General features: G+C 42.7%; 25 protein-coding genes. 7 read left to right on the forward strand and 18 right to left on the reverse strand.

Annotation, left to right across the window (positions count from 1 at the left end; all coding sequences use genetic code 11):
* Positions 1–12 precede the first annotated feature (12 nt).
* Together K7887_RS21530 and K7887_RS21535 are read left to right on the forward strand one after the other, a co-directional pair.
* On the forward strand, positions 13–528 hold the full coding sequence (locus K7887_RS21530; protein WP_223491637.1) for a PH domain-containing protein: 516 nt from the start codon (positions 13–15) through the stop codon (positions 526–528).
* Entirely contained in the window at positions 525–1,991 is a 1,467-nt protein-coding gene (locus tag K7887_RS21535) for a PH domain-containing protein (protein WP_223491638.1), read from the forward strand. Before K7887_RS21530 ends, K7887_RS21535 begins: the two co-directional genes overlap by 4 nt.
* 40 nt (positions 1,992–2,031) lie before the next feature.
* Here the strand turns inward: K7887_RS21535 and K7887_RS21540 are convergent, their stop codons facing one another.
* The 6 genes from K7887_RS21540 to K7887_RS21565 form a co-directional block, all read right to left on the reverse strand.
* A complete protein-coding gene (locus K7887_RS21540) occupies positions 2,032–3,924 on the reverse strand; it encodes a TRAP transporter permease (protein WP_223493728.1) in 1,893 nt (630 codons plus the stop codon).
* Between the two features lie 125 nt (positions 3,925–4,049).
* Complete coding sequence (locus tag K7887_RS21545) at positions 4,050–4,517, reverse strand: DUF1850 domain-containing protein (protein WP_223491639.1); 468 nt, start codon at positions 4,515–4,517, stop codon at positions 4,050–4,052.
* Complete coding sequence (locus tag K7887_RS21550; RefSeq protein WP_223491640.1) at positions 4,507–5,484, reverse strand: TAXI family TRAP transporter solute-binding subunit; 978 nt, start codon at positions 5,482–5,484, stop codon at positions 4,507–4,509. The genes K7887_RS21545 and K7887_RS21550 overlap by 11 nt, the downstream gene beginning before the upstream one ends.
* A 244-nt stretch (positions 5,485–5,728) precedes the next feature.
* The gene (locus K7887_RS21555; RefSeq protein WP_223491641.1) at positions 5,729–6,007 is read right to left on the reverse strand and encodes a YwqI/YxiC family protein; all 279 of its coding nucleotides are present in this window, start codon (positions 6,005–6,007) and stop codon (positions 5,729–5,731) included.
* Between the two features lie 18 nt (positions 6,008–6,025).
* The gene (locus K7887_RS21560) at positions 6,026–6,391 is read right to left on the reverse strand and encodes a YwqH-like family protein (RefSeq protein WP_148965203.1); all 366 of its coding nucleotides are present in this window, start codon (positions 6,389–6,391) and stop codon (positions 6,026–6,028) included.
* A 629-nt stretch (positions 6,392–7,020) separates the two neighbouring features.
* Positions 7,021–7,965 carry a D-2-hydroxyacid dehydrogenase gene (locus K7887_RS21565; RefSeq protein ID WP_223491642.1) on the reverse strand — a complete coding sequence of 315 codons (945 nt, stop codon included), beginning with the start codon at positions 7,963–7,965 and terminating at the stop codon, positions 7,021–7,023.
* 190 nt (positions 7,966–8,155) lie between these two features.
* On the opposite strand from K7887_RS21565, the gene K7887_RS21570 reads away from it, so the two are divergent.
* The 3 genes from K7887_RS21570 to K7887_RS21580 all read left to right on the forward strand — a co-directional run bounded on the left by K7887_RS21570 (position 8,156) and on the right by K7887_RS21580 (position 11,774).
* Positions 8,156–9,139, forward strand: a complete 984-nt coding sequence (locus K7887_RS21570) for a TAXI family TRAP transporter solute-binding subunit (protein WP_223491643.1) — start codon at positions 8,156–8,158, stop codon at positions 9,137–9,139.
* Positions 9,140–9,244: 105 nt separating this feature from the next.
* Entirely contained in the window at positions 9,245–9,772 is a 528-nt protein-coding gene (locus tag K7887_RS21575) for a DUF1850 domain-containing protein (protein WP_223491644.1), read from the forward strand.
* Positions 9,765–11,774: a TRAP transporter permease gene (locus K7887_RS21580; RefSeq protein WP_223491645.1), complete on the forward strand. Its 2,010-nt coding sequence runs from the start codon at positions 9,765–9,767 to the stop codon at positions 11,772–11,774. Before K7887_RS21575 ends, K7887_RS21580 begins: the two co-directional genes overlap by 8 nt.
* Before the next feature lie 72 nt (positions 11,775–11,846).
* Here K7887_RS21580 and K7887_RS21585 read toward each other — a convergent pair whose 3' ends face one another.
* The 8 genes from K7887_RS21585 to K7887_RS21620 all read right to left on the reverse strand — a co-directional run bounded on the left by K7887_RS21585 (position 11,847) and on the right by K7887_RS21620 (position 18,971).
* Complete coding sequence (locus K7887_RS21585) at positions 11,847–12,632, reverse strand: cupredoxin domain-containing protein (RefSeq protein ID WP_223491646.1); 786 nt, start codon at positions 12,630–12,632, stop codon at positions 11,847–11,849.
* 156 nt (positions 12,633–12,788) lie between these two features.
* Positions 12,789–13,733 carry a 5-oxoprolinase subunit C family protein gene (locus K7887_RS21590; RefSeq protein WP_223491647.1) on the reverse strand — a complete coding sequence of 315 codons (945 nt, stop codon included), beginning with the start codon at positions 13,731–13,733 and terminating at the stop codon, positions 12,789–12,791.
* Positions 13,730–14,503, reverse strand: a complete 774-nt coding sequence (locus K7887_RS21595; RefSeq protein ID WP_223491648.1) for a LamB/YcsF family protein — start codon at positions 14,501–14,503, stop codon at positions 13,730–13,732. The genes K7887_RS21590 and K7887_RS21595 overlap by 4 nt, the downstream gene beginning before the upstream one ends.
* Entirely contained in the window at positions 14,490–15,236 is a 747-nt protein-coding gene (pxpB, locus tag K7887_RS21600; RefSeq protein ID WP_223491649.1) for a 5-oxoprolinase subunit PxpB, read from the reverse strand. Before pxpB ends, K7887_RS21595 begins: the two co-directional genes overlap by 14 nt.
* Positions 15,237–15,266: 30 nt before the next feature.
* Complete coding sequence (locus K7887_RS21605; RefSeq protein ID WP_223493729.1) at positions 15,267–16,409, reverse strand: NRAMP family divalent metal transporter; 1,143 nt, start codon at positions 16,407–16,409, stop codon at positions 15,267–15,269.
* A 221-nt stretch (positions 16,410–16,630) separates the two neighbouring features.
* A complete protein-coding gene (locus tag K7887_RS21610; RefSeq protein WP_223493730.1) occupies positions 16,631–17,557 on the reverse strand; it encodes an IS3 family transposase in 927 nt (308 codons plus the stop codon).
* Positions 17,458–18,027: a helix-turn-helix domain-containing protein gene (locus tag K7887_RS21615; protein WP_223491650.1), complete on the reverse strand. Its 570-nt coding sequence runs from the start codon at positions 18,025–18,027 to the stop codon at positions 17,458–17,460. The genes K7887_RS21610 and K7887_RS21615 overlap by 100 nt, the downstream gene beginning before the upstream one ends.
* A 77-nt stretch (positions 18,028–18,104) precedes the next feature.
* Positions 18,105–18,971, reverse strand: a complete 867-nt coding sequence (locus K7887_RS21620; protein ID WP_223491651.1) for a DegV family protein — start codon at positions 18,969–18,971, stop codon at positions 18,105–18,107.
* Positions 18,972–19,156: 185 nt separating this feature from the next.
* On the opposite strand from K7887_RS21620, the gene K7887_RS21625 reads away from it, so the two are divergent.
* Positions 19,157–20,083: a nuclease-related domain-containing protein gene (locus K7887_RS21625; protein ID WP_223491652.1), complete on the forward strand. Its 927-nt coding sequence runs from the start codon at positions 19,157–19,159 to the stop codon at positions 20,081–20,083.
* Between the two features lie 661 nt (positions 20,084–20,744).
* On the opposite strand, the gene K7887_RS21630 is transcribed toward K7887_RS21625, so the two are convergent.
* From K7887_RS21630 to K7887_RS21645, 4 genes are all read right to left on the reverse strand, one after another.
* Positions 20,745–21,605, reverse strand: coding sequence for a pirin family protein (locus K7887_RS21630; protein WP_223493731.1), 861 nt, complete (start codon positions 21,603–21,605; stop codon positions 20,745–20,747).
* A 157-nt stretch (positions 21,606–21,762) separates the two neighbouring features.
* Positions 21,763–23,277, reverse strand: coding sequence for a malate dehydrogenase (quinone) (gene mqo / locus K7887_RS21635; RefSeq protein ID WP_223493732.1), 1,515 nt, complete (start codon positions 23,275–23,277; stop codon positions 21,763–21,765).
* Between the two features lie 239 nt (positions 23,278–23,516).
* The gene (gene yiaA, locus K7887_RS21640; RefSeq protein ID WP_223491653.1) at positions 23,517–23,984 is read right to left on the reverse strand and encodes an inner membrane protein YiaA; all 468 of its coding nucleotides are present in this window, start codon (positions 23,982–23,984) and stop codon (positions 23,517–23,519) included.
* Between the two features lie 84 nt (positions 23,985–24,068).
* Positions 24,069–24,524, reverse strand: coding sequence for an RNA helicase (locus tag K7887_RS21645; RefSeq protein WP_223491654.1), 456 nt, complete (start codon positions 24,522–24,524; stop codon positions 24,069–24,071).
* A 153-nt stretch (positions 24,525–24,677) separates the two neighbouring features.
* Here K7887_RS21645 and K7887_RS21650 point away from each other — a divergent pair, with 153 nt between their 5' ends.
* Positions 24,678–25,022 (forward strand): aminotransferase yhxA, encoded by a 345-nt coding sequence (locus tag K7887_RS21650; protein ID WP_223491655.1) that lies wholly within the window; start codon positions 24,678–24,680, stop codon positions 25,020–25,022.
* The last annotated feature ends 1 nt before the right edge of the window (position 25,023 follow it).

A 25,023-nucleotide genomic window follows, 5' to 3' on the forward strand; every position in this document is an offset into this window, starting at 1 on the left:
AGCGTGAAAATAATGTATATGACCATCAAAGAACCAAGCGAGAAAATCGCAAATCAAGCTGTACAAGTCTGGCGTATCTCCAACACCATTGGACACGGTATCGCCATCATCGTTTTAGGCATTCTGCTCTACTGCAGCGAGCACTTTCACTGGTATGGTTGGATCCAGGTTACCCTGTATATAATCCTTGGCATTATAGTCTTATCAGCTGTTTACTCTATTTTCATTGAACCTGTCTTTCTTCAAAAGACTTGGCGTTATGAGATTGATGAAGACTTTGTCCAAATGAAAAACGGTAAGTGGAATGAAAGTCATACATTGGTCCCGATGGAAAAAGTGGAGTTTGTTCGAACCGAGCAAGGTCCCATCATGAGGAAATTTGACCTGTTCAACCTTATAATAGGAACCACTACAACCCAGCACACCATCCCTGCTATCCCTGCAGAAAAGGCAAAATGGTTAAAAGTAGAAATTGCACAGTTAGCCAAAGTAAAAGAAAGCGACCTGTCAGAAAGGGAGGAAGAATGATGTCACAGGAGGTCAAAAGGTTTCATCCGGCCTGGATAGTAGTCGAATTTTTTGCTTTAATGAAAAATTCCATCGCCATCTTCCTCTTTCTTTTTGTGTTGAAAATCAATTCTACTTCGACCTGGATTGTATGGGGACGTTACATATTCTTAATAGGTATCACGTGGACACTCATTCTCATCGTATTGAAGTGGTTTCTTTACCGGTATGAAGTGGTTGGGGATTCTTTTGTTCTTAAAGAAGGAGTTTTCGTAAAAGAACAGCGCACGGTTTCCTTTGACAAAATTCAGAATCACCATTCAAAGACAACCTTTATCCATAAATGGTTCGGCCTGACTTCTTTGACCTTGGAAACTGGAACAACAGTAGAAGGTTCCGCTGTCAATTTCCCGGTCTTGACCGTTTCTGAAAAAGAACGAATCCTATCAAGAATGTTAGATAAAGCTCCTTCAGAAGATGAAGGTGACCAGGATGAGCTGGAGCATGGTGGTGAGAAGAAAGTTCACTTCCGCTCGAATAAAAAGGATTTATTGAAAGCCTCCTTTACATCGTTGAGCTTTCTTGCCATCTTTCCGTTGCTAACGACCATCTATTTCAACCTTGCCGATTTTTTCAATATCGAGGACACCGCTGAAGGCGCATTTGACTATCTGCTTTTGCATTGGTGGATGTTGATCCTCCTTTTTTTGCTCGCCATGGTCCTCTCTGTCGGCATCGGCTACTTGCAGACAACCATCAAATATGGGAACTACGAAATCAGCGATGACGTTGCGCGTATCTATATAAAAAAAGGTGTCGGAAGCACAAGCAGCTTTGCGATTTCCAAAGAGAAAGTACAAGCCATTGTAGTGGAACAATCACTGGTAAAACGGCTGCTCGGACTTGCATCCATCAAGCTCATCAGTGTCGGCGAAATGAAAACAGAAGAGCAAGAAACAAGCTCCCTTTACCCTTTCATGCCAAAACACGAAGCGTACTTATTGTTGGAAACGCTATTACCTCACTATCCCATTCAAGAGAAAATGGACCGTTTTCCAATTAAAGTGCTTTGGTACAAGCTCTTGGTGCCATACTACTTTACGATCATTGCAGCTGTCGGCCTTTTCTTTTTTAAAAAAGAGTGGCTCTGGGCTGCAGGCGTTGTCTTTGCAATCTCACTGGTCACACGTGTGCTTGATTACTTTTTCACCAGCTACCTTCGCCAAGGAAACACCGTCCAGATCCGAAAAGGCGGACTCACAAACGAAACATTCATCACCCACTACAACCGTATCCAACAGGTATCTGTCGAACATTCCTGGCTGCAGCGCTGGTTTGGGATTGCCACCTTGTACTTCCAAAACCGCGCAAATCCACTTCATATCAGTGAACTAAACGGCGTGTCTAAAGACGAAGCCGGGGAGTTTTATAACTGGTTTAAGGGGAAGAGGAAGCGGTTGGTTAGGCGGGAGAGGGTTTCATAGCGTATGTAAAGAAGCAAGGCCCAAGAAGGGCCTTGCTTTTTTACACGGTTATATTCGGTTTGTTCTCTTGTTTTTTTCCTTGCATAAAGTTAATTCCCATTGTCACACCGACGATGATGATACCGTAGATATCCGAATTAGCTTCAGGAATAATCATCATAAATGCACCTGCTCCCATCAAAATTCGCAAGAACACATTTAATTCGGTCTTAAAATAACCCTCAACCGCTGCACTCAATGCAATAATTCCTATAATAGCTGTTACAGAAATCAAAAGGATTTCCATGACTGGCGGCATTGCAAAGTCTCTGGCATTTACAGCTGCATCAGTCGTATCAATCATTAACATTGCCGGATTATAGACAAACAAATAAGGAATGATGAATCCCGCAATTGAAAGCTTTAAGGCATTGAATCCTGTTCGCATTGGATCTCCGCCGGATATTCCCGCTCCCGCAAAAGCTGCCAAGGCAACAGGAGGAGTTATATTAGCAAAAATACCAAAATAAAATACGAACATATGAGCAACAAGAATTGGAATACCAAATTCAGCCAACGCTGGTGCAGCCATCGTTGCAGTAATAATATATGCCGGGATGGATGGTAAGCCCATTCCCAGTACCATGGAAGCAATCATCGTAAAGAATAGAGTAAGGAACAAGGAATCTGCACCAAGACTCGTAATGGAGGAAGTCATCACATTCCCAAAGCTAGTCAAGCTAACTACTCCAATAATAATTCCGACCACCGCACAAGCAACCATCACTGATAACGATTGTCTCGCTCCATCCTCAAGTCCTCCTAAAATATCCTTGAAAGACATTCTAGTATTCTTTCTAAATGCTGCTACTACCACCGTTGAAATAATAGTATAAAAAGCGGCATGAGCAATCGGTAAATTCTGATAAAGCAACACGATCAGAAATACGATTGGAAGCAAGAGATGCCCGCGTTCCTTCATGATTTCCTTCACTTTTGGGAGGTTTGCTTTTGGTATACCTTTTAAGTTATCTTTTCCTGCACGGAAATGAACCTGCATGATAACCCCTAAGAAATATAAAACAGCTGGAATTAAAGCAGCAAGCGCTATGGTACCATAGGCAATTCCGGTCGTTTCTGCCATGATGAAAGCACTCGCGCCCATGATCGGCGGAAGAATCTGTCCACCCACAGAGGCACTTGCCTCGACAGCTCCAGCAAAATTTCGCGTGTAACCTATCTTTTTCATCAACGGAATGGTGAATGCTCCTGTACCTACAACATTGGCAACAGCTGCACCGTTAATACTTCCCATAAACCCACTTGAAATGACCGCTACTTTCGCAGGTCCACCTTGCTTGTGACCTGCTAGAGCTAAGGCAAGATCATTAAAAAATTGTCCCATGCCTGAACGAGCCAAAAAGGCCCCGAACAGGATGAATAGAAAGATAAAATTAACCGACGCACCAATGGCTGTAGAATATAAACCTTCCGTTTTTAAAAATAATTGTCCGAAGATATCTCCTAAATCATAAGGACGGGTTGCCATTTTAAGAGGCATCCAATTCATATGACTGACAAAAGGGTAGGCTAGGAAGATCAGCGCTATAATTGGCAGGATAATGCCTGTTACTCGCCTTGCTGCCTCCAGGACTAGTATGACAGTCATTACTGCCACTAAAATATCTAGTGTATTAGGAATTCCTCCACGCGTGGTGACAATTTGCGTGTATTCTGAAATAAGATATCCTGCAGAGCTAAGTGCTAATAGAAATAAAATCCAATCATACCAAGCTACCCTTTTTCGATCTTGCTTTTTAGTGACTGGATATAAAATAAAAACCAGGGCTATTCCCACCGCAACATGGACTGCTCTCTGTTGCAAGGCAGGCATGGGGTTAAAAGTCACGTATAAATGGAATAAAGAATATAGGATAGCAATGGCAGATACCATTAGAACTATTTTCTTATTATCAAACTTACGCACTTTTGACTCTGCATCAAATTTCTCTAATATTTCCGCTTTTTTATCTTCGGAAATCGTATCGGTATCTTTAAAAGTATCCTTTTTCTGATCCGTCAACTTATCTCACCTCTTAAGTACTGCCATAAAGGTAGTTTATTTATGCTTATTGATACGTTCTCGTAGTCTTCCACTAATTCGTACAGATGATATTCACTTGACTCGGTTATGAGTGTTGTTTCTACATTCTTTGAAACAATTAGGTTAACAACCTCCACTTCTCGGTCTATTTTCATATGAACAAAGCCGTCATTAGAAGGAATGATTTCACCGTCAGATGGAGTTCCGGCCCCAAAAGTTTTAAAACGAGTCTTTGCTAGAAAAAGCCTATCTCCCCTTTTTTCATAGGTTTCTAGCCATGGTTCTTTTTCCACGGAATGTATCCAATAAATTTCAAAAGAGTCCTCATTCAGCTGAAATCCACCCTCATCAAAAGAAACATAGACGACTGGAATCCTCACAAAAAGGAAAAGAAGGAGCACAATAAGAACAGTGCTCCCCAAAATAAAAATTTTATTGTTCATCGTAGAATTTTTGTGCTCCTGGATGAACCGGTGCTACCATGCCCTCTTGTGCAGCTTCCAACGAAATTTCTGTTGCAGCCTGGTGAGCATTCCCTAATGTATCCAAGCTATCAAAGAACGTTTTAGTCAATTCATAAACATCTTCTTCACTTAAATCACTGTTAACGACCAATGCATTCATAATTGCTGCAGTTGGTACTGCTTCTTCGTTATCATACGTACCTGCTGGAATATCCAATGAAACAAAATATGGTTGGTCTTGTGCAATCTCTTGGATTTTGGCAGAATCCACCGATACAAGCTTCAAATCGATTGTTTTTGCAAGTTCTAATACAGAAGCATTTGGCAATCCACTTGTAAGAAATGCCGCGTCAATAGACCCAGATTTAAGTCCATCAGCTGCTTCTGCATACCCCAAGTAGTCAACCGTAATGTCATCATAAGAAATGTCATGACCTGCTAATAGATTTCTAGCATTCACTTCCACCCCTGAATTTTGATCTCCTACTGCAACACGTTTCCCAACAAGGTCCTCTATTGATTCAATTCCGGAATCCTCTGTTGTTACAATCTGAACAAAGTTCGGATAAAGAGTTGCAACCTGTGCGACATTATCTACCTTTTCTGAGAAGTTCCCTGTACCTTCCACCGCTTCCGTTAATACATCACTCATGACAAAGGCCATTTCTATTTTGCCTTCTTTGATTAGGTTAATATTCTCCACAGAAGCACCAGTAGCCTGTGACTTGGAATTTACCCCGTACTCATCAGAATAAATGTTAGCCAGGGATGATCCAATAATATTGTAAGGGCCAGACGATCCACCTGTACCGATGGTTACCAATCTAGTATCCAGACCTTCGCCGTCCCCACCACTAGCACCTTCTCCTCCGCCACATGCTACAAGCATAGTGCTAATAGCTAAAGCGCTTACAACAGTTGCGCCGATTTTTTTAAATTTCTTCATTGTTAACCCTCCCCTTTGTAATGTAAAAACGTTCAAAAAAGCGTTCGCAAATATTTTACCAGAATAATAGTTTCACTTCAAATAATATTCTGTATTTTTTGAAATTTAATAAAGAGTGGCCTCCTTCCTTTAATGAAGTTAGCTACTCTTTCTTGACTATTTACTATTTAAATAAACAATGGCATCTTTAAGCATTTGAACAAGTCATTTCACTTGTTATTTACGGTGTTGTCGCTCCTATCCGCTATCGAATCAGCATCTTAGAGGAGAGCTCTTGGTCTTTTTCCACCATCTGTTCTACAGACTGTCTGGTCATTTCTTCGTTATGCAGCAAGAGGGCCTTATAGTTTTCTGTCAGTTGTTCTAATATACGGTTTATTTCATTTAACTTATTTACGACATCTAAACGGTTGCCGCTTCCAATTGAAGAGGGGAAAGAGGATGTAAGAGCTTCTGAGGAGGATTTCATTTGTGCTAGGGCCTGCTCTATCTCACTTTTCTTTATTTTAATTTCTGTACTCATATGGAGACCTCCATTGGTTTAATTGTAACGATTGGCAGCTCGTTCTTCTGCAAGCTGCAACTCTAATGAAGCAATGGTCTGTTTTAGTGAGTTGATTTCACGATGTAGTTGTTGAATTTTATTTTCGATACCTGAGAAGATCGAACTGAATTGGCTTTGCTCCATTTCTGAATAATAATGAAGCATTCCATTTGTCCGGATATCTTCAAATCGGTTGGCAAGTGTCCCCTGCCAAGTAAACGAGGAAAGTTCGGGCCGTGTGACGGAAGCTCTAAAACTAGCAAACTCCTGTTGTTTGCCCCTCAGTTGACTTTGGCAGTCTTGGAGACGCTGAAGATGCTGCTGCTTTTCCCTGAGCAGAGCATTGTAATATGCGATAGACAAGTTCATCACCTCATAAGGAATGTATTTATTTTATAGTGAGCTTCAGTGGTGGAGACTGATTGGCTTTTGTTTATTTCTCAATACCTTTTACTATAACATGGAAGAAAAATACCAAAATGATGAAAACTATTTATTTTTGCGTAGGTTGAGATGGGTAATTTATACTATTTTGTGAGATTTGAGTTTGAATGGGCTATGTAAGTCGATTTACACCCTACCGGACGAAAAGCACTACTTATTAAATAGCACATTTTCTGGAAAATGAAACCTAGATTTTTGGTTTTGTGGGACGGAAGAGGGTGTCTATTAGACTTTATGACTGGATTTCGCGGGGCTTCGGGCGTATAGAGGCCTTCTATTTTACCGAACACTCTGTTCCCCCGAGCTTTTGGGCATTTAGAGGCCTCCTATTTTACCAAACACTCTGTTTCTACGAGCTTTCGGGCATATAGAAGCCTCCTATTTTACCGAACACTCTGTTTCCTCGAGCTTTCGGACATATAGAAGCCCTCTATTTTACCGAACACTCTGTTTCCTCGAGCTTTCGGGCAATTAGAAGCCTCCTATTTTACCAAACACACTGTTTCCCAGAGCCTTCGGGCATATAGAAGCCCTCTCACGCCCGCCACTCAATACCCCCGCCCAACATCCACACGATTCCACAACTCCCCTCCGCTCTCCACAGCCTCCAACGTCTCCAAAAAACACACTACCGCTTCTTCAGGTGTCGTTATCGCGGAAATATGCGGAGTGATCGTCACGCCTGGGTGGCTCCACAGCGGATTGTCAGCAGGTAACGGTTCCTGCTCAAATACATCAAGAACTGCGGCTTTAAGCGCACCACTGTTCAATGCATCCAACAAGGCTCCATGATCCACAGTCGCCCCTCTTCCCACATTGACGAAGACGGCTTGATTCACTCGACCAAAAAACCGCTTATCAAACAAACGCTCCGTCTCTTTCGTCAGCGGCAAGGTATTGATGATAAAGTCCGCCTTCCTTAAGCAACTATCATCGATCTCTTCCAATGACATCACCCTGCAAAAGTGATCCTTTTCAGCCCCACTGCGCGATACACCTTCCACCCTCACTCCAAAAAATGCTAGAATCCTTGCCAGCTCCTGGCCAATCTCTCCTGTGCCGAAAACGACAACCTTCACTTCATCCAAGGCCCGGGGAGCAACCATCTTCCATTCCCCACGCTCCTGGTGGTCACGAAACTTATCGTGATTTTGTAATTCTTTTAACATATAACTAAGCGTATACTCGCCAATTTTTTGCCCAAAAGAAGTAATCGTTCTTGTTAATAGGACTTCCTCTGGCCATCTGTCACCCAAATCCATATAACGGTCTACACCCGCACCGAGTGAATGCACCCACTTTAAATTGCCAAAATGGAAGTTTGCAACAGGATGAAAGGCCACATAAGCATCCGCCCAATTTAAATCCTCCAACGAAACATCATCCTCAGCTATAAAACGCAGGTCACGCCCCTTTAACGTTTCCTCTAAATTAAGTAATCCCTCTAACTCTTTTACCAACCTACCTGTAAAAAGGATATTAGTAATTCTCATAAATCGCGCACTCTCCACTAATTAATATTTGCTTTATTTTAACATGATAGAATACAAGTGTAGTAGCACACATAAACACAAAAATACGTGATTATAACAGAAAACCACCTAAATACTGGGTTCATATTTGATAAATCTCTGTAATATCTGTAAAATAGGAGTTGTTAAATTAATATTTAGGGGGAGTTCGATGAAAAAGAATAGTTTCCTAGCCTTATCTATGGTTCTATTATTATCATTATTCTTAGCTGCATGTGGCGGCGGAGATAATGATGGTTCTAGCGGAGAAGGCGGCAGTGAAGATCCGAAATTAATGAGCATGCTGACAGGTGGAACTAGTGGTACATACTATCCGCTTGGTGGCGCAATGGCAAAGGTAATTACCGATGAAACTGGCATCCAAACTGACGCTGTTTCTTCCAATGCTTCTGCTGATAATGTAGTAGCACTAGCTGAGGGTGAAGCAGAAATCGCTTTCGTACAAACAGACGTTATGGCTAATGCTGTAGAAGGTACGAACGCATTTGAAGGGAAAGCGGTTGACAATGTATTGGCACTTGGATCTCTGTATCCAGAAACCGTTCAAATTGTAACACTTGCTGACTCTGGTATTTCTAGTGTAGAAGATTTAAAAGGTAAAAAGGTGTCTGTAGGTGCTCCTGGTTCAGGTACTTACATTAATGCAGAGCAAATCCTTGAAATCCACGGCATGACAATGGATGATATCGATGCGCAAAACCTAGACTTTGGTGAGTCTACTGGTGGAATCCAAGATGGTAACATCGATGCGGCTTTCATCACTTCTGGTACTCCAACAGGTGCGGTTGACGGTTTGTCCGCTACTAACCCTGTAAGCATTGTTCCAATTTCTCAAGAAAAAGTAGATGAGTTGGTAGAAAAATACCCTTATTATGCTGCTGATACAATCCCATCTGGAACTTACGGCATGGAGAGTGAAGTAAACACAGTAGCGGTACTTGCGATGCTAGCAGTATCCAAAGATCTTTCTGAAGATCTAGTTTACAAAATCACAAAAGCAATCTATGAAAATACAGATGCAATTTCCCACGCTAAGGGTGAATTCATCACACTTGATACAGCAACAGACGGAATCGGTATCGACTTCCACCCTGGTGCTGAAAAGTACTTTAAAGAAGAAGGTCTATTAGATTAATTTAAAATAACAGGACCAAATTGGCCGACACTTAATTTCCATTATGCTGTCGGTCCTTCTTTTTTATTTATGAGCGGCTAAAAGCCATTTTTTAGGTGGGTTACCATGAAAAAGAAAGTGATTGCCATTATTTTATCCTCTGCAACCGTATTACTCTTATTGGGGCTTTTTTTTGTCCCATTTCGAACCGCGCTCGTTTTCCATGTACAAAACACCGAACAAATACAAGCATTCCTTCCCATTGATGAAGAGGACACATTTCAAATCATCTTTACACACTCCATCCATTTAACAGATGTGGTGGAAAAGTATAAGGTGCGAGATGATCGCCACATCGTGCAAACAGAGATTATTTACGAAGAATTCGGGATAGGCATGCCATCGAATGCGGAAGAGGGAGAAGAATTTGTATATGAAGATGGAAAATATCATATAAGAGATTTAAATAACGTATTCTCCTCCATGAATGTCCGAAACGGAAAAACCGTTTCCAAGAACCGCCTTGCCTGGGGCGAGAATGGAGAAAAGATGGTATGGTTTAACGAATACTTTACTCCAGGAGACTGGTATAATGTAAGAGTAGAAGAGTTGACATTATGGCAGTATATGAAAGGAATGAAAATACATGAGTGATAAAAACGACCGTCAGGAATTAACGGCTGAAGAACAAGAAAAGCTGCTAGAGAAGTACGATCCGGATGCACAAACAAGAAACCTTACCGGTTACGCAGCAAAAGTTGTCTTCTTTATGTTGATTGCCTTTTCCCTTTTTCAACTATACACAGGAATATTTGGTCAGCTTACCGCATACCTACAACGTACGGTTCACTTAGGTTTTGCTTTGACTTTGATATTCTTGCTATTTCCAGCAAGAAAAGGCGGAAATAAAACGAAAATTGCTTGGTATGATTATATTTTAGTAGGATTGACCGTTGTTGTATGCGGGTATTGGCCTGTTTACTACGACACGTTAGTTCAACAAATTGGAAGCATCACTTCCGCACAAGCTGTTATTGGTGGCTTGGCCATCCTCTTAGTTATTGAAGCAACCAGACGGGCAATTGGACTTCCGATAACCATTATTGCCGTCGTATTTATGGTTTACGCGCTTTTCGGTCCTTACATGCCGGGAATGCTGATTCATAGAGGACTTAGTCTCGAACAATTGATTCAATCTATGTTCTTTACAACAGATGGGATCCTTGGTACGCCGTTACAGGTATCATCTACCTATATTTTCTTATTCTTATTATTTGGTGCGTTCTTGGTTCAAACTGGAGTTGGGAACTACTTCAATGATTTGGCGATTTCTATTGCCGGCAGACGAACAGGTGGACCTGCAAAGGTTGCAATTTTCTCCAGTGCTTTACAGGGTACCATTTCCGGTAGTTCCGTTGCTAACACGGTTACGACTGGATCTTATACGATTCCGTTGATGAAACGATTAGGGTATCACCGTAACTTCGCTGGTGCAGTAGAAGCAGCGGCGTCCACTGGTGGGCAAATCATGCCTCCAATAATGGGAGCGGCCGCCTTCTTGATGATCGAATTTGCAGGTGTTCCTTATTGGGAAATTGCTAAAGCTGCAACCATCCCTGCTATTCTATATTTCTCCGGAATTTGGATCATGACCCACTTAGAAGCAAAAAAACAAGGGTTACTAGGATTGCCGAAGGAAGAAATACCAAAGAAAATGGAAGTGCTAAAAAAGATACATCTATTATTGCCTATTATCGTCATTGTTGTCCTATTATTCCAAGGATTCAGTATCGAGAGAACGGCTTTATTAGGTATTTTGAGTACGATCATTGTAAGTTTATTTAGAAAAGATACAAGAATAACTCCAGCTAAATTCATCCTTGCTCTGACAAATGGAGCACGCACCGCCCTTGGCGTCGCTGCTGCAACGGCATGTGCCGGGATCATAGTTGGAGTTGTTACGAAAACTGGTCTTGGACTTAAGCTTGGAAACAGTCTTGTAAGTATGGCTGCTGCCATCACGTCCACTCCAACGTTACTTTTATTACTGACTCTATTCTTCACGATGATCGCATCTATCATCTTGGGTATGGGTTCACCTACGACAGCGAACTATATCATTACGTCTACGATTGCACTTCCTGCAATTTTAGCGCTTAACGACCAATTGGAAGTTGCTATTCCAGTTCTTGCTGCGCATATGTTCGTGTTCTACTTCGGAATTGTTGCAGATATCACCCCACCGGTTGCCTTAGCCGCATTTGCTGCTACAGGGATATCCAAAGGGGAGCCGATCCGTACAGGTATTAATGCTTCAAAACTTGCGATCGCTGCGTTCATCATTCCATATATGTTTGTGTTCCAGCCGCAGTTATTGATGATTGATACAACGATACCGGAAGTGGCCTGGATTCTCGTGACATCCATTATCGGGATGATTTCTATCGGAGCCGGACTTATCGGATTCTGGTACAGAAAACTTCACTGGATTGAACGTATTCTTACCGTTTTAACAGGATTATTGTTAATCTATCCTGAAGCCAATACAGATATCTTCGGATTCATCGCGTTCGGTATTATGCTTGCGCTACAGATTTTCTGGAAACGCGGTAATACTGATAAAGGTGTAAAGAACACGGTTGGAGAAGCAAACTAATTCTTCATTATAAAAGCCTGCCACCATTTGTTATGGGGGCAGGCTTTTTTAGTGCAAGAATTCCGCTTTCACCTATTTTGGCTTCACGATTAAAGTACCTTTAATATTTTCATTCATATACCCATGATGCGGCTTACACCCGTAAGTATATGTGCCAGGTTCAGGATCTATAATAAGCAAGCCAGAACGGCCCTGTTCCATATGCACACTTTCACCTAACTCTGGAAACTGAAGAATGTGGCATTTATTTTCCGATTGATTTTTTATGTGGAATACTAACGGTTCGCCAGCCTGCACTTCTATGCTTGCCGGTTCGACCGAGTCTGGTTTCATCACAATGGTTGGCAACTTTTCCATAGCTGTTGCGTTTATTCCTGTCACCCAATGTTGCTGGAGATAAAGACTTATCAAAAGCCCCATGATGGTAGCACCATAAATGACACTTCTTACTTTTGGAAACCACGTAGGAGGCTGTTGGGCCGGCCGAAGATTTGCGACTAATCCGGCAGTCGAAAAAAATAGGATACCAAGAACTAAAAGGGCGGTCAGGGTACTGATACCAAAGAAAGGATTACTTGCTTCCAGCATAGCATTGTACTCAGGATCAATATGTCTAAACATGGAGATGAAATAAGAGGGCACGGTGAGCATGGTAAACAAAAGGCCGTAAAGTATGCCAAAGACTGGTGTCCACTTCCATTTTATAAAGAGAAGTAATAAAGCTACAATAAGTGCAATTACGCCGTTCATAATATGTATGACGGGAAAATGACGTAATAAAAATAATCCTGTAAGGATGATGGTGCCAATCTGTAATAACAAGAGTGTCGCTGCAAATCTGGTATAGCTGTTTATCAACTGAATTCCCCCTTTTTCCGCTATAATAATCCCGGTAATACTACTTACTACCTATACTATGTTTTTCAACTTCCGTCATAACTTAATTTTTTGCCCATAATAAAAAGCATCAGGACTTGGATTGCCCTAATGCTTTGAAAAGTTAAGAAACAATTATCAGGTCACTTTTCCGAGAACGCTGAAAAGCTTGGCTCTTTTTTGATACAATTTTTGTGCTTCTTCCACAGACACTTCCCTGAATTGGATGGAAGTGCCTGGCTGAGCCTGCGCTAAAAGCGGAATATCATAAGAAATGACCGTAGCAATTCTTGTATATCCTCCAGTCGTCTGGCGATCTGCCATTAAAAGAATCGGACTTCCATCTGCAGGCACTTGTATTCCCCCTAAAGGAATCGCTTCTGAAATGATATCTGCAGATGTTTTATGCTCGATTTTAGGTCCTTTCAATCTGTACCCCATGCGATCGGATTGTGGTGTAACTTCATAACTCGAGGACAAAAATGTTTCTACAGAGGATTCATGAAAGGCATCAAGATGCGGACCAAGACAAACTCTGATTTCGATCTCTTTTTTATAAGAGGGGATTTCATCAGGATGGATGGAACGACCTGTTGCTGCCTCATTCGAAGGTTCTCCGTACAATACATCATCTTTTTCCAATGCCCTTCCTTGGAACCCGCCGATTTGCGCCTTCAGGTATGTCGACTTACTTCCCATCATGACTGGTACATCAAAGCCACCCTCTACACAAATATAGGCACGGGCTCCTTCCACTGGCCTTCCAAACTCAATTAGCTCCCCCTTTTTCACCCTGAAACTCTTCCACATAGGTGCTTGCTTGCCATTAACTTTCGGGGATAGATTGCCACCGCTAATGGCAATCACCACGTCCTCTAGCGCCTTTAATTCCGGACCCATAATGGTGACTTCAAGAGCGGCTTCTCCTTTATCGTTTCCAACTAAAAGGTTCCCTATCTGAAGAGCATAATTATCCATCGCACCGGCAACTACCATCCCGAATTCCTGATAGCCTGTCCTTCCTAAATCCTGGACAGTCGTAAGTAAGCCAGGTTTCATTACTTGAAAAAGTGGTCGGCTCATGGATTGTTCACCGTCCCAATAGCATGAATCTCTATTTTGTTTTCCTTGAGTTTCGCTCTTAGTTTTCGGACAAATTCCAACGCTTCCGGCTCATCACCGTGCACACAGATGGTGTCTGCTTGAATAAAAATATCTTCTCCGTTAACAGTTGTCACTTTCCCCTCTGTTATCATCCTCAGCACGCGCTCGACAGCAAGGTCTGCATCATGAATCATTGCATTTGGATGGGACCTTGGCGTAAGTGTTCCGTCTAGTTGATAGGTCCTGTCAGCGAAAACTTCCTGTGCTACTCTTAATCCTACTTTTTCCCCTGCCCAAACAAGTTCACTTTCCGCCAGACCGAATAAAATCAAGTCTGGGTCGACAGCATAAACCGCTTCTGCTATTGCTGTAGCCACCATTTCATCTTTGGATGCAAGGTTATACAAAGCTCCGTGCGGTTTTACATGGTGCACATGGGTACCAGCAACCTTGGCAGCCGCTTGGATTGCCCCAATCTGATAGACTACAAGGTTGAAAATTTCCTGTTTACTCATATGCATATCACGGCGACCGAATCCGGCAAGGTCAGGAAAGCCAGGGTGAGCTCCGATGGAGACTCCAAGCTCTGCTGCTTTCTGGACCGTTTTCATCAGAACGTTGTAATCGCCAGCATGAAAACCGCAGGCGATATTAGCTGAAGAAATATACTGAAGGACTTCCTCGTCATTTCCGATCGTATAGGCACCAAAACTTTCCCCTAAATCACTGTTTAAATCAACGGTCTTCATCGTGTGCTCCCCCTTTCTCATAACTTTTCACTTTATATTCTCCACGTGCGACTGCTTCTTCTATTTCTTCATATTCTTTTTGGCCAACAGGAACGAAGCGGATATAAGCCCCGGCAGATAAAAGAATCGGATCCTCCCTCTCCGGGTCATAAAGCTTTACGGGCGTTCTCCCGATAATCTGCCATCCACCTGGAGTTTCTAATGGATACACGCCTGTTTGTTCCCCCGCTATCCCAACAGAACCTGCCTCAATTTTCGCGCGCGGGTTCTCACGTCTTGGAGTAGCGATTTCTTTTGGCATGCCCCCTAAGTAAGGAAAGCCGGGCACAAATCCCATCATGTAAATGAGATAAGGCTGGGCAGAATGGATAGAGATTACCTCATCTTCAGACATTTCATTGTGGCTTGCCACTTCCGACAGGTCAGGACCCACCTCTCCTCCATACAGGACAGGGATTTCATACACAGTAGAGTTAGATTGAAAGTCTGCCTTATGCAACTTCTCCTGTATGTCCTCAAGTTTTTTGCACAAATCCTTATAGACTATTTTATCCGGTTGATAGAAAATAGTGAGCGTCGTATAGGCCGGCACCCACTCTATAATGCCTTCAATATTTTGCTTCCTAAGATAATCTGCAAACATTCTTATCAGCTGATTCGTGTCTTCTGATATGTCGGACCCAAATAGAACCTGTAAACCTGTATCCCCTAAAGGATGAAATTGAACTTTCAATTTGGCTCCCCTCCCCATGTTCTGTCTATTTTATGAGAATAATTTTGGCACCTGGTTAATCAACGTGACCGCTGCCAAGTATGCTGTTGCGATAAAAACAATCGCACCAAAAATCGTTAACCACATCGGATGTTTGTAATCCCCGACAATTTCTTTTTTATATGCAGCTATCAATAGCGTTCCAAGTGCGACAGGTAAAATAAGTCCGTTAAACGCACCAGCCAAGATCAACAACAGAACCGGCTCGCCGATAAGAGCAAAGATAATGGTCGACACAACAATGAATCCGATGATGACCTTCGAGTTATTCCGATCAATCTTTTTAGACAGTGTTCGTAAAAAAGAAACGGATGTATATGCTGCCCCGACAACAGAGGTAATTCCTGCAGCCCAAAGCACAAGGCCGAACATTTTATAACCAACCATACCTGCTGCTTCCATAAATACGGATGCCGGTGGATTGTTTGGATCTAGTTTGAAGCCCGTTGCAACCACTCCAAGTACAGCAAGGAATAAGAAAATCCGCATGATGGAAGCGATAACAATTCCGGTTACCGAACTCTTCGTTACTTGATGAAGATTTTCCTTCCCGCTAATCCCTGCATCCAACAGTCTATGTCCACCCGCGAATGTGATATACCCCCCAACTGTCCCACCAACAAGGGTAATAATCGCAAACACATCAATGGTTTCCGGCGCAAACGTACGGAAAACAGCCTCTCCTACAGGCGGATTACTTTGGAATGCCACATAAAGGGTGAGCAATACCATCATCAATCCCAAATAACGAGCAATCTTGTCCATTGCCACTCCAGCTTCTTTGGATAGGAAAATCCCTATCGCAATGGCCGCGGTGATGACGGCTCCAATTCGCACATCAATACCGAAAAGGACGTTCATTCCAAGGCCCGCGCCGCCAATGTTACCGACGTTGAATGCCAGACCGCCCAAGGCGACCGCAAAAGCGAGGAAATACCCCAGCCCAGGCAAGACCATGTTCGCTATATCCTGCCCTCTTTTTTTAGAAACGGCAATAATTCTCCATACATTTACCTGTACCCCGATGTCTAAGATAATCGACATTAAAATGACAAAACCGAAACTAGCTAAAAGTTGTTCGGTAAATACAGCCGTCTGCGTTAAAAATCCTGGTCCGATGGCAGATGCCCCCATCAGGAAAGCCGCACCAAGCAGGACACTCCAATTACTCTTAGTCGGTTTTTGTAAGTCCGTGTACGTGTTCTTCTGTTTCGACGACAATGGAAAAGCCCCCTTTTATAAAATTCTAACTATTATTTTGATATACTAACACTACCATAAAATCTCTAAGGATAAAAATTCACACGAAAAAAACCACCTTTTGTGTGGTGACCCCTAAAAGTTAGAGTTTTATATTAAGCAGCTAATTGGCTGGTATGGATACGGTATTGAACCGGACTCATGCCTGCCAATTTTTGTTTAATGCGTTTGTGATTATAATAGTGGATGTATAATTCGATATCCTTCTTGAGTTCTGCGTAGGTTCTAAGAGCTACACCATAATACATTTCCTGCTTTAATAACCCGAAGAAATTCTCCATTGGAGAATTGTCCAAACAGTTTCCTTTGCGGGACATACTCTGAAATATTTTTTGCCCCTTAAGAGCCTCCACCCATTTCCTATGTTGATAATGCCAACCCTGATCAGAATGTATAGTTGTGCGATATCTTGCATCTTTTACAATCTTGAGCGCCTCTTTCAATGGTTCCATGACGAAGTCTAGCGTTGGATGCGCATTAATGCCATAAGAAATCACCTCGCCATTATGCAAGTCCATAATTGGACTGAGATAGAGTTTGCGACCATCAGAGCACTTGAATTCAGTAATATCGGTTGTCAATTTCTGAAGAGGGACAGTTGTCTGGAACCGGCGGTTCACTCGATTCTTTGCCATTTTTCCAATCGTTCCTTTATAAGAACTGTAGTTGCGTGACTTTCTCATGAACTTCAGTCCCTTCAACCCAAGTTTCCTCATAATGCGCTGGACTTTCTTATGGTTCACACATAACCCCTCGTTCCTTAGTGCCAGTTGAATACGACGGTATCCATAGTTGCCATCGTTCTCATCGAAGATGAATTGAATTTTGTCTTCTAGCTCCTGGTCAGGATTCTCCGCATGCATGTGTTTTATGTGATAGTGATAAGAAGACTCAGGAATGCCAACGATTTGAAGTACATCTTTCAATCGGAATTTTTCTTTGAGTTCGAACGATAACGCTGTTTGTGCTTTTCGAGATAGGCGTCCGGATCCTTCTGAAAAGCCCGCAACTTTTTTAGGTATTCTACCTCAAGACGAAGTAGTTCATTTTCCCGTTCTAAGCTCTGTTCGCGTGTCATTTTGTCTTTTTGAATAGACTTAATATTTTTTTTGATGTTCTTCGCTTTATCTGACATAGATGCTCGTCCCCTCGTTTTGTCCAGGGCTTCAGCACCGCCTTCAAGGAATTTCTTTTTCCAAGAGGCGATCATCGGTGGGTTTGTTAACCCAAAATGAAGAGCTGTTTCAGTTTGAGAAGCACCTGTCCTTTTCATAAAGCTTAGTACATCCAGCTTAAATTGAACAGAGTAAATTTCATTCTTCTTCTTTCGAGAGAGGCCAGCTGCGCCTTGATGTTTATATACATTTATCCAACCTAAAACCTGTTTATGTGATTTTATGCCGTGCTTACGTGCTAAAAGTTTCATCCCAAGCGGACCATCTAGATACTCCTTCACAACCATCAATTTAAATTCCACACTATATTTAGCCAAAATAAAACACCCCAAAAGTTAGATTTTAACTCTAACTTCTGGGGTGCACCTCATTGGGTAGGTGGTTTTTTGTTAGTTTATTTTTTTTCTACAAAGAACATGGACAGCGCTCCAAGTCCAACATGTGTACCAACAGATACTCCCATCTGCATGATGTGGATGGTCCCGGAGAAGTCTGTTTCATTTTCTATCTTTATTTTTAAGTTTTCGGCGACCTTGATATCAGATGTATACCCGATTATGATAAAGTCCGTCACCGTTTCGTCGTTCCGCTTGATAAACTCTTCCACATAATGCTTGAGTACCCGTTTTAACCCTCTCTCTTTTGCAACGATGGCCCCTTTGCCGTTTTTCATGGTCATGATTGGTTTTAGCATCAGTAACTTTCCAAGAAATGCACTCGCATTCGTCAGCCTTCCGCTTTTGATCAAATGATCCAAGTCGTCTACGGATAGGAAATGTTTTACATTGGTTTTGTGATTCTCGGTAAAATCTACTAACTCTTGAAAGGTTGCGCCGCTCTCTCTCATCATCGCACTCTTTAGGAGGAGCCAACCGCTTCCATGACTCATACACTTGGAATCTACCACATGAATTTTCACAGCCGAATCCGGGTTTTCCTCAAAGAAATACCCTTTCGCCAACTCCGCCGACTGGTGGGATCCGCTTGTCCCGCTGGACATGCAAATGCACAGGATTTCTTTATAACCGCTTTCAACAGCCTCGTTCATAATCGCCAAATATTCCACAGGACTAGGCATCCCAGTCGTTGGAAACTCCGAAAGCGCCTCCATCATTCCGTAAAATTCATCTGGTTCTATGTCCACACGATCCTTATATGTTTTTCCATCAATATTTATACTTAAGGGTGCCAGACTGATGTCATACATCTCCAACACTTCGTTTGATAAATCACAAGTTGAATCCGCCATTAATTTAATCATTGAGTTCCTCCAATAAAACATACTGCATTTATCATAACTGAAAGGGCTTTAATAGACTATCTAATTTAGGTGAAAAGGGGGAGGGTAAAATAAGGAAAGAGGACTTTGTATTATTTACTGAAAATTGTGTTATTAATATTTTGGAACTGTTATAGTTAAGTAGACTATAGATAAGGATGTGGGATATGCTAGTTAAATCGCGGACAAGGCCGATGGAAATGCACCTGTATTTATCTCTGGGGGCGCGAATGACGCTTCTTGAGAAGGAAAAGCAATACTTGTGGAATATGGAGAAAGGTTATGAAGGAGAGTGCATGTTTGATGCCTTGACCGAGAAGTTGGAAGACTGTAATCATCTGATTTTAAATGACCTCTTGCTGAAGCATAATAATACTACTTTTCAAATCGACACGCTTATTATTACCCCTCGAAATGCTTATCTTTTTGAAGTGAAGAACTTTGAAGGAGATTACATCTATGATACTCGAACCGATCAACTGCATGTAAAAGCAAACTCCAAAGATTATGAAGTCACCAACCCCTTGAACCAACTGAATCGATGCAACTCGTTGCTCCGACAACTTTTGAATAGTTGCGGATTCAACTTACCCATTATTGCTTCTGTTGTATTTATCAACTCCGAATTCACCCTTTATCAATCACCTCCAGATAAACCCTTTATTCACCCAACCCAAATCAACAGATACCTGAAAGGCTTGCAGACGGATTCTTCTTTTAAGCTAACTAAAATGCACACTGCGCTTGCCGAGAAACTAACCTCCCTCCATATCGTGGACTCTCCTTTTAAGAGTTTGCCGGAGTATTCGTATGATCAGGTTGGGAAAGGGTTAATGTGTGCGAGCTGTTCCTCCTTGTCTGTTGTTGTTGAGGGACGGTCGGCGCGGTGTGTGAGGTGTCATAAGGTGGAGACGCTTGAGGAGATTGTGCTGCGGCATGTGGGGGAGTTTAGGATGTTGTTTCCGGATAGAAAGATAACTACTAGTGGTATTTTTGAATGGTGTGGGATGGGGGTTTCTGAGAAGGTGGTAAGGCGTATATTGGATAAGCATTTTTCTATAAAAGGTAGCCGCCGTTGGAGTTATTACCTATGATATTGAATTAACTCAGACGGGCGTATAGAGCCCTTCTATTTGACCGTTCTACTTGTTTGAGCGGTGCTTCGGGCATATAAAGCCCTTCTATTTGACCGTTCTGCTTGTTTGAGCGGTGCTTCGGGCATATAGAGCCCTTCTATTTGACCGTTCTGCTTGTTTGAGCGGGGCTTCGGGCATATAGAGCCCTTCTATTTGACCGTTCTACTTGTTTGAGCGGTGCTTCGGGCATATAAAGCCCTTCTATTTGACCGTTCTGCTTGTTTGAGCGGTGCTTCGGGCATATAGAGCCCTTCTATTTGACCGTTCTGCTTGTTTGAGCGGGGCTTCGGGCATATAGAGCCCTTCTATTTGACCGTTCTGCTTGTTTGAGCGGGGCTTCGGGCGTATAGAGCCCTTCTATTTGACCGTTCTGCTTGTTTGAGCGGGGCTTCGGGCGTATAGAGCCCTTCTATTTGACCGTTCTGCTTGTTTGAGCGAGGCTTCGGGCGTATAGAGCCCTTCTATTTGACCGTTCTACTTGTTTGGGCAGTGCTTCGGGCGTATAGAGGATCAGTATTCATTTCAGACAAAAACTTTACACGGGGGAGGCTGCAATTAGGTAGCCATTCCCCCTTTTCTGAAAACCCTATAGACCGCGCTCCACCTAGCTAAACATCACTCACACCCTCCCACCAAACCTCCCCGCTCTAAAATCCTCAAACGCCTCCACAATTTCCTCCTCGGTGTTCATCACAAAAGGGCCTCTCGCTACAATCGGCTCCCCAATAGGTTTACCCGTATATATAAGCACCCTGGACCGCTCCTGAGCCGCCGCCGTCACCTCCAGCGTATCCACCGCACCATCTTCAGCGACCTCGTCATAAGACAGAAGCCCCACCTCGGTCTTCCCCAAAGTCACAGCTCCATCCCCACCAAAAGTCATTTCGCCTTGCAGCATATAAACATGACCGTTATGATTTGCAGGTAATTTAAGTGAGTAGCTCTCACCCTCGCGCAAATAAAGCTCAAACATATTAATGGGAACCAAAGAGTCCATCGGACCTGTCACGCCCTCTGCACTTCCCGAGTAAACTCGTAAAGAGCCACCCTCAAACTCCACCAAAGGAGCATCTTCCAAGAGGACATTATGATAAGAGGACTCTGTTTGTTTCAAGCTCTTCGGTAAATTGAGCCAGAGTTGCAACGTATGGATGACATCCTCGTCGACTGCTTCTTCGGCATGGCGGGCACCGCTTCCGGCATTCATGTACTGAACGTCGCCGGCGTGCAACACAGAGTGCCCGCCCTGATTGTCGGTGTGCTCAAGTCTTCCGTCCACTACATAGGTGATAGTCTGGAAACCGCGGTGAGGGTGGTCGGAGAAGGTACCTCGTTTAAACCAATCGTCCGCCATCAGGATGAATGGGTCATATTCGCGCATCCTGTCGGGAGGCAGTATCCATCCTTGCTGAACATGCGGGTAGCCGGGATTTTTATATTGCACCTTCCAATGGTCTCTGATCCGTTTCAAAAAAAACATCCTCTCGTAAGTTAGTACCTTTAGCATACAGAAGTTGGAATCTCCAACTCAAGTTTTCCGCTCGGCAAATGCCGGCCTGCCATCCAAAAGGGCCCCCTACAAAACAAAAAAACCTCAATCCAAAGGAGGATTAAAGGTTTTTCCGTTTATTCTAATTTTAATGAAAGGAGAGCGCCTTTTGCTCCTTCCCTTCACTAAGAAAGAGGGTTTCCCCTGTGGAGGCGAAAAGTTCATCAAACAGCGCAGGGTTATCTACTAAAGATAAGCCATAGCTAGGAATCATTTCTTGGATTTTGTCTTTCCATTCGAACATTTGCTCAGGGAAGCATTTTTCAAATACTTCGAGCATGACATGAACGGCTGTAGAAGCTCCTGGAGATGCACCAAGCAATGCTGCTATGGAACCGTCGGATGCACTCACCACTTCCGTACCAAATTGAAGTGTCCCTTTGCCGCCGGCTTCTGTATCCTTGATTACTTGAACGCGTTGGCCCGCAACGACAATCTCCCAGTCTTCGCTTTTCGCGTTCGGGATAAATTCTCGCAGCTCATCGATGCGTTTTTCATTGGATAACAGCACCTGTTGAATCAAATACTTGGTCAGCGCCATTTCCTTGAATCCGGCAGAAAGCATGGTCATGACGTTGTATGGCTTTACGGAGCCGATCAAGTCCAGGTTGGACCCGGTTTTCAAGAACTTTGGCGAGAACCCTGCGAATGGCCCGAACAGCAAGGTCTTTTTGTTATTTATATATCTAGTATCAAGATGCGGCACAGACATTGGCGGCGCGCCAACCTTTGCCTTTCCGTATACTTTTGCGTGATGTTTTTCAACGACCTCGGGATTGTTGCATACTAAGAACAGTCCGCTAACCGGGAAACCGCCGATATTCTTCGATTCGGGAATACCGGTTTTCTGTAATAATGGCAGACTTCCGCCTCCACCGCCGATGAATACAAACTTGGCATGGTGGTATTCCACTTGACCAGTTTTGGCATTGCGGATCTTTAATTCCCAAGAACCGTCGCTTGCACGCTTAAGATTCTCCACGCTATGCTCATAGTGAACTTCTACGTTGTTTTTCTCCAAGTGGTCAAACAACATGCGAGTCAACGCACCGAAATTCACATCTGTACCAGAGTCGATCTTTGTTGCCGCAATCGGCTCGTCTGAGGTGCGGCCTTCCATCATAAGAGGCATCCATTCCTTGAGCTTCTTAGGATCTTCAGAGTATTCCATTCCTTTAAACAGCGGGTTTGCTGACAGCGCTTCCATACGTTTTTTCAAAAACGTGACATTTTCTTTCCCTTCCACAAAGCTGATATGCGGAATTGGCATGATAAAGTCCTGTGGATTGCTGATCAGGTTGCGTTTGACTAGATAGGACCAGTACTGACGGGAAAGCTGGAACTGTTCGTTCACTTTTACCGCCTTGCTGATGTCCATGGTTCCGTCTGCTTTTAACGACGTATAGTTAAGTTCGCATAATGCTGCATGTCCCGTACCGGCATTGTTCCACTCGTTCGAGCTTTCTTCTCCTGCACTTGCTAGCTTTTCGAACACTTTAATTTCCCAGTCCGGTTGAACTTCCTTTAATAACGAACCTAAAGTCGCGCTCATGACACCGGCACCAATTAAGATAACGTCTGTTTTATTCTGCATGTTGCTCATCATTACACATCCCCTAAATTTATAAAAAAGAGCAGGCGCTATTGCTTCTAGCATCCTAAAGGCATAACGCTACCTAAAAACATACTTTGTCCATCCTAATTTCTATCATATCACAATTCAGGCTAACTTTTCACCAGATTACACCGTATTATCTGATTATTTTAAACTATCTGGAGCAAAAAAGAAAACGGTACTGCCTGACTCCACAACAAGTCAAGTCTACAGTACCGCCATCGCTATTAATCTCTTTCCCTTGCATTCTGTGTATCTCTAATATTCTTCTGGATGGTGATGGCTGCAAATAAGCTGAGCACAAATGACATGCCGTAAAACCCTTTTTCACTTAAAATAATACTTCCTGCGTTATAGAGGCCGATTGCCATTAAGGAAATAGATACAACAAGGGCAAACCAACTGAGTCCATAATAGATGCCCGAAACAGGAATGTCCTCTTCCCGATCTCGCACCGCTTTTTGCAAGGAAACGGCTGCATACAGGCCGAATACCAATACAGCAAAATAGTATCCTTTCTCATTCAACTCCATTGCTGCATTGAATAGTCCAATTAAATATGCAGAAACCCCTACCACGAGGGCTGCCCAACTTGCCCCTTTAAAAGCGGCGGTTGGTTCCCCTTCTTTTCTTTCCATTTTGATCTTCGGTTTATCATCGCTTTTTAATAACGGGTTTTCATTCATTTCAGCCATCCGATTCTCCCCTTTGCTGACACATCATATATGGTTTATTATAGCAATTTTTTACAGAAAAGGAGTAGTATATTTATAAATTTCCTAAGTTTCTTTCACAATCTTTCCTATATAAAAAACATAGCATTGTCTGTCTTCATCAATTTCCGTTGAGTCCACATGGCACTCCCCAATCCCCGGGAGGTGAACGATATCCTTCAACAAAAATTTGATAGCTTCCCAGTGACTTTCTAAAGTTTGTGTATGGAGGACCGGCATATCCTGAAGGTATTTGTATTCACGAAATTCCATGTGAATACCGGAAGGGTACGATTTTTCCTTGTAGAAGTTCCTTGCCACCTCATCCTTTTCTACCGTAATTGTTTCAGTGTTGTTATCTAAGGAGCCCTCCGTGCATATAGATTTATATTGTATTCCTTCTTTGATAAAAAAAGTACAAAGCTGTCTTGCATATATTTCATCTTCGCTGACTTTTCCTTTTTTGTATTCGTATATTGGCTCATAGTTTCCTCTGTCGTGTAAGTAATAGATTAATTCCATTTGGGGTCCACCTACCTGTCTCAATTTTCATATACTTTCATCATAGCAAAATCACGGGCTGTCTCCTCCATATTCGTTAAAATTTTTCTCCTCATTATTTCCTATTTTTGTTACTATTAGTTTAGTTCATTATGTAAGAAAGGAGTAGTACCCATGACAAAAACGAAAAAAGTGTTAACAAGTGTTTCTGCCACCGTATTCGCTTTAGGAATGACCGGTTGCGGTTCCGGTTATGAAGAATCCAGTTCGCTTCCGCCAGAGCCGTTCGATGATCGTTGTAATGAGTATGAATGGGATAATGAAGAGGGTGTTTATCAATGCGATGATGATTCATCAAGCTATTACCGCCACTATTATCACGGAGGCAGCTTTTTTGGAAATAAATCTTCCTTAAAAAATGATTCCTCCTATAAAAACTATCGAAATAGCTCCACTTTCAAGTCCAACACAACGCCTAATAAAGGATTTGGTAGTGGTTCTTCCTATAGTGGAGGTTAAG

The organism is Sutcliffiella horikoshii (genome assembly GCF_019931755.1).
In the GTDB taxonomy this organism is placed as follows: Bacteria; Bacillota; Bacilli; order Bacillales; family Bacillaceae_I; genus Sutcliffiella_A; species Sutcliffiella_A horikoshii_E.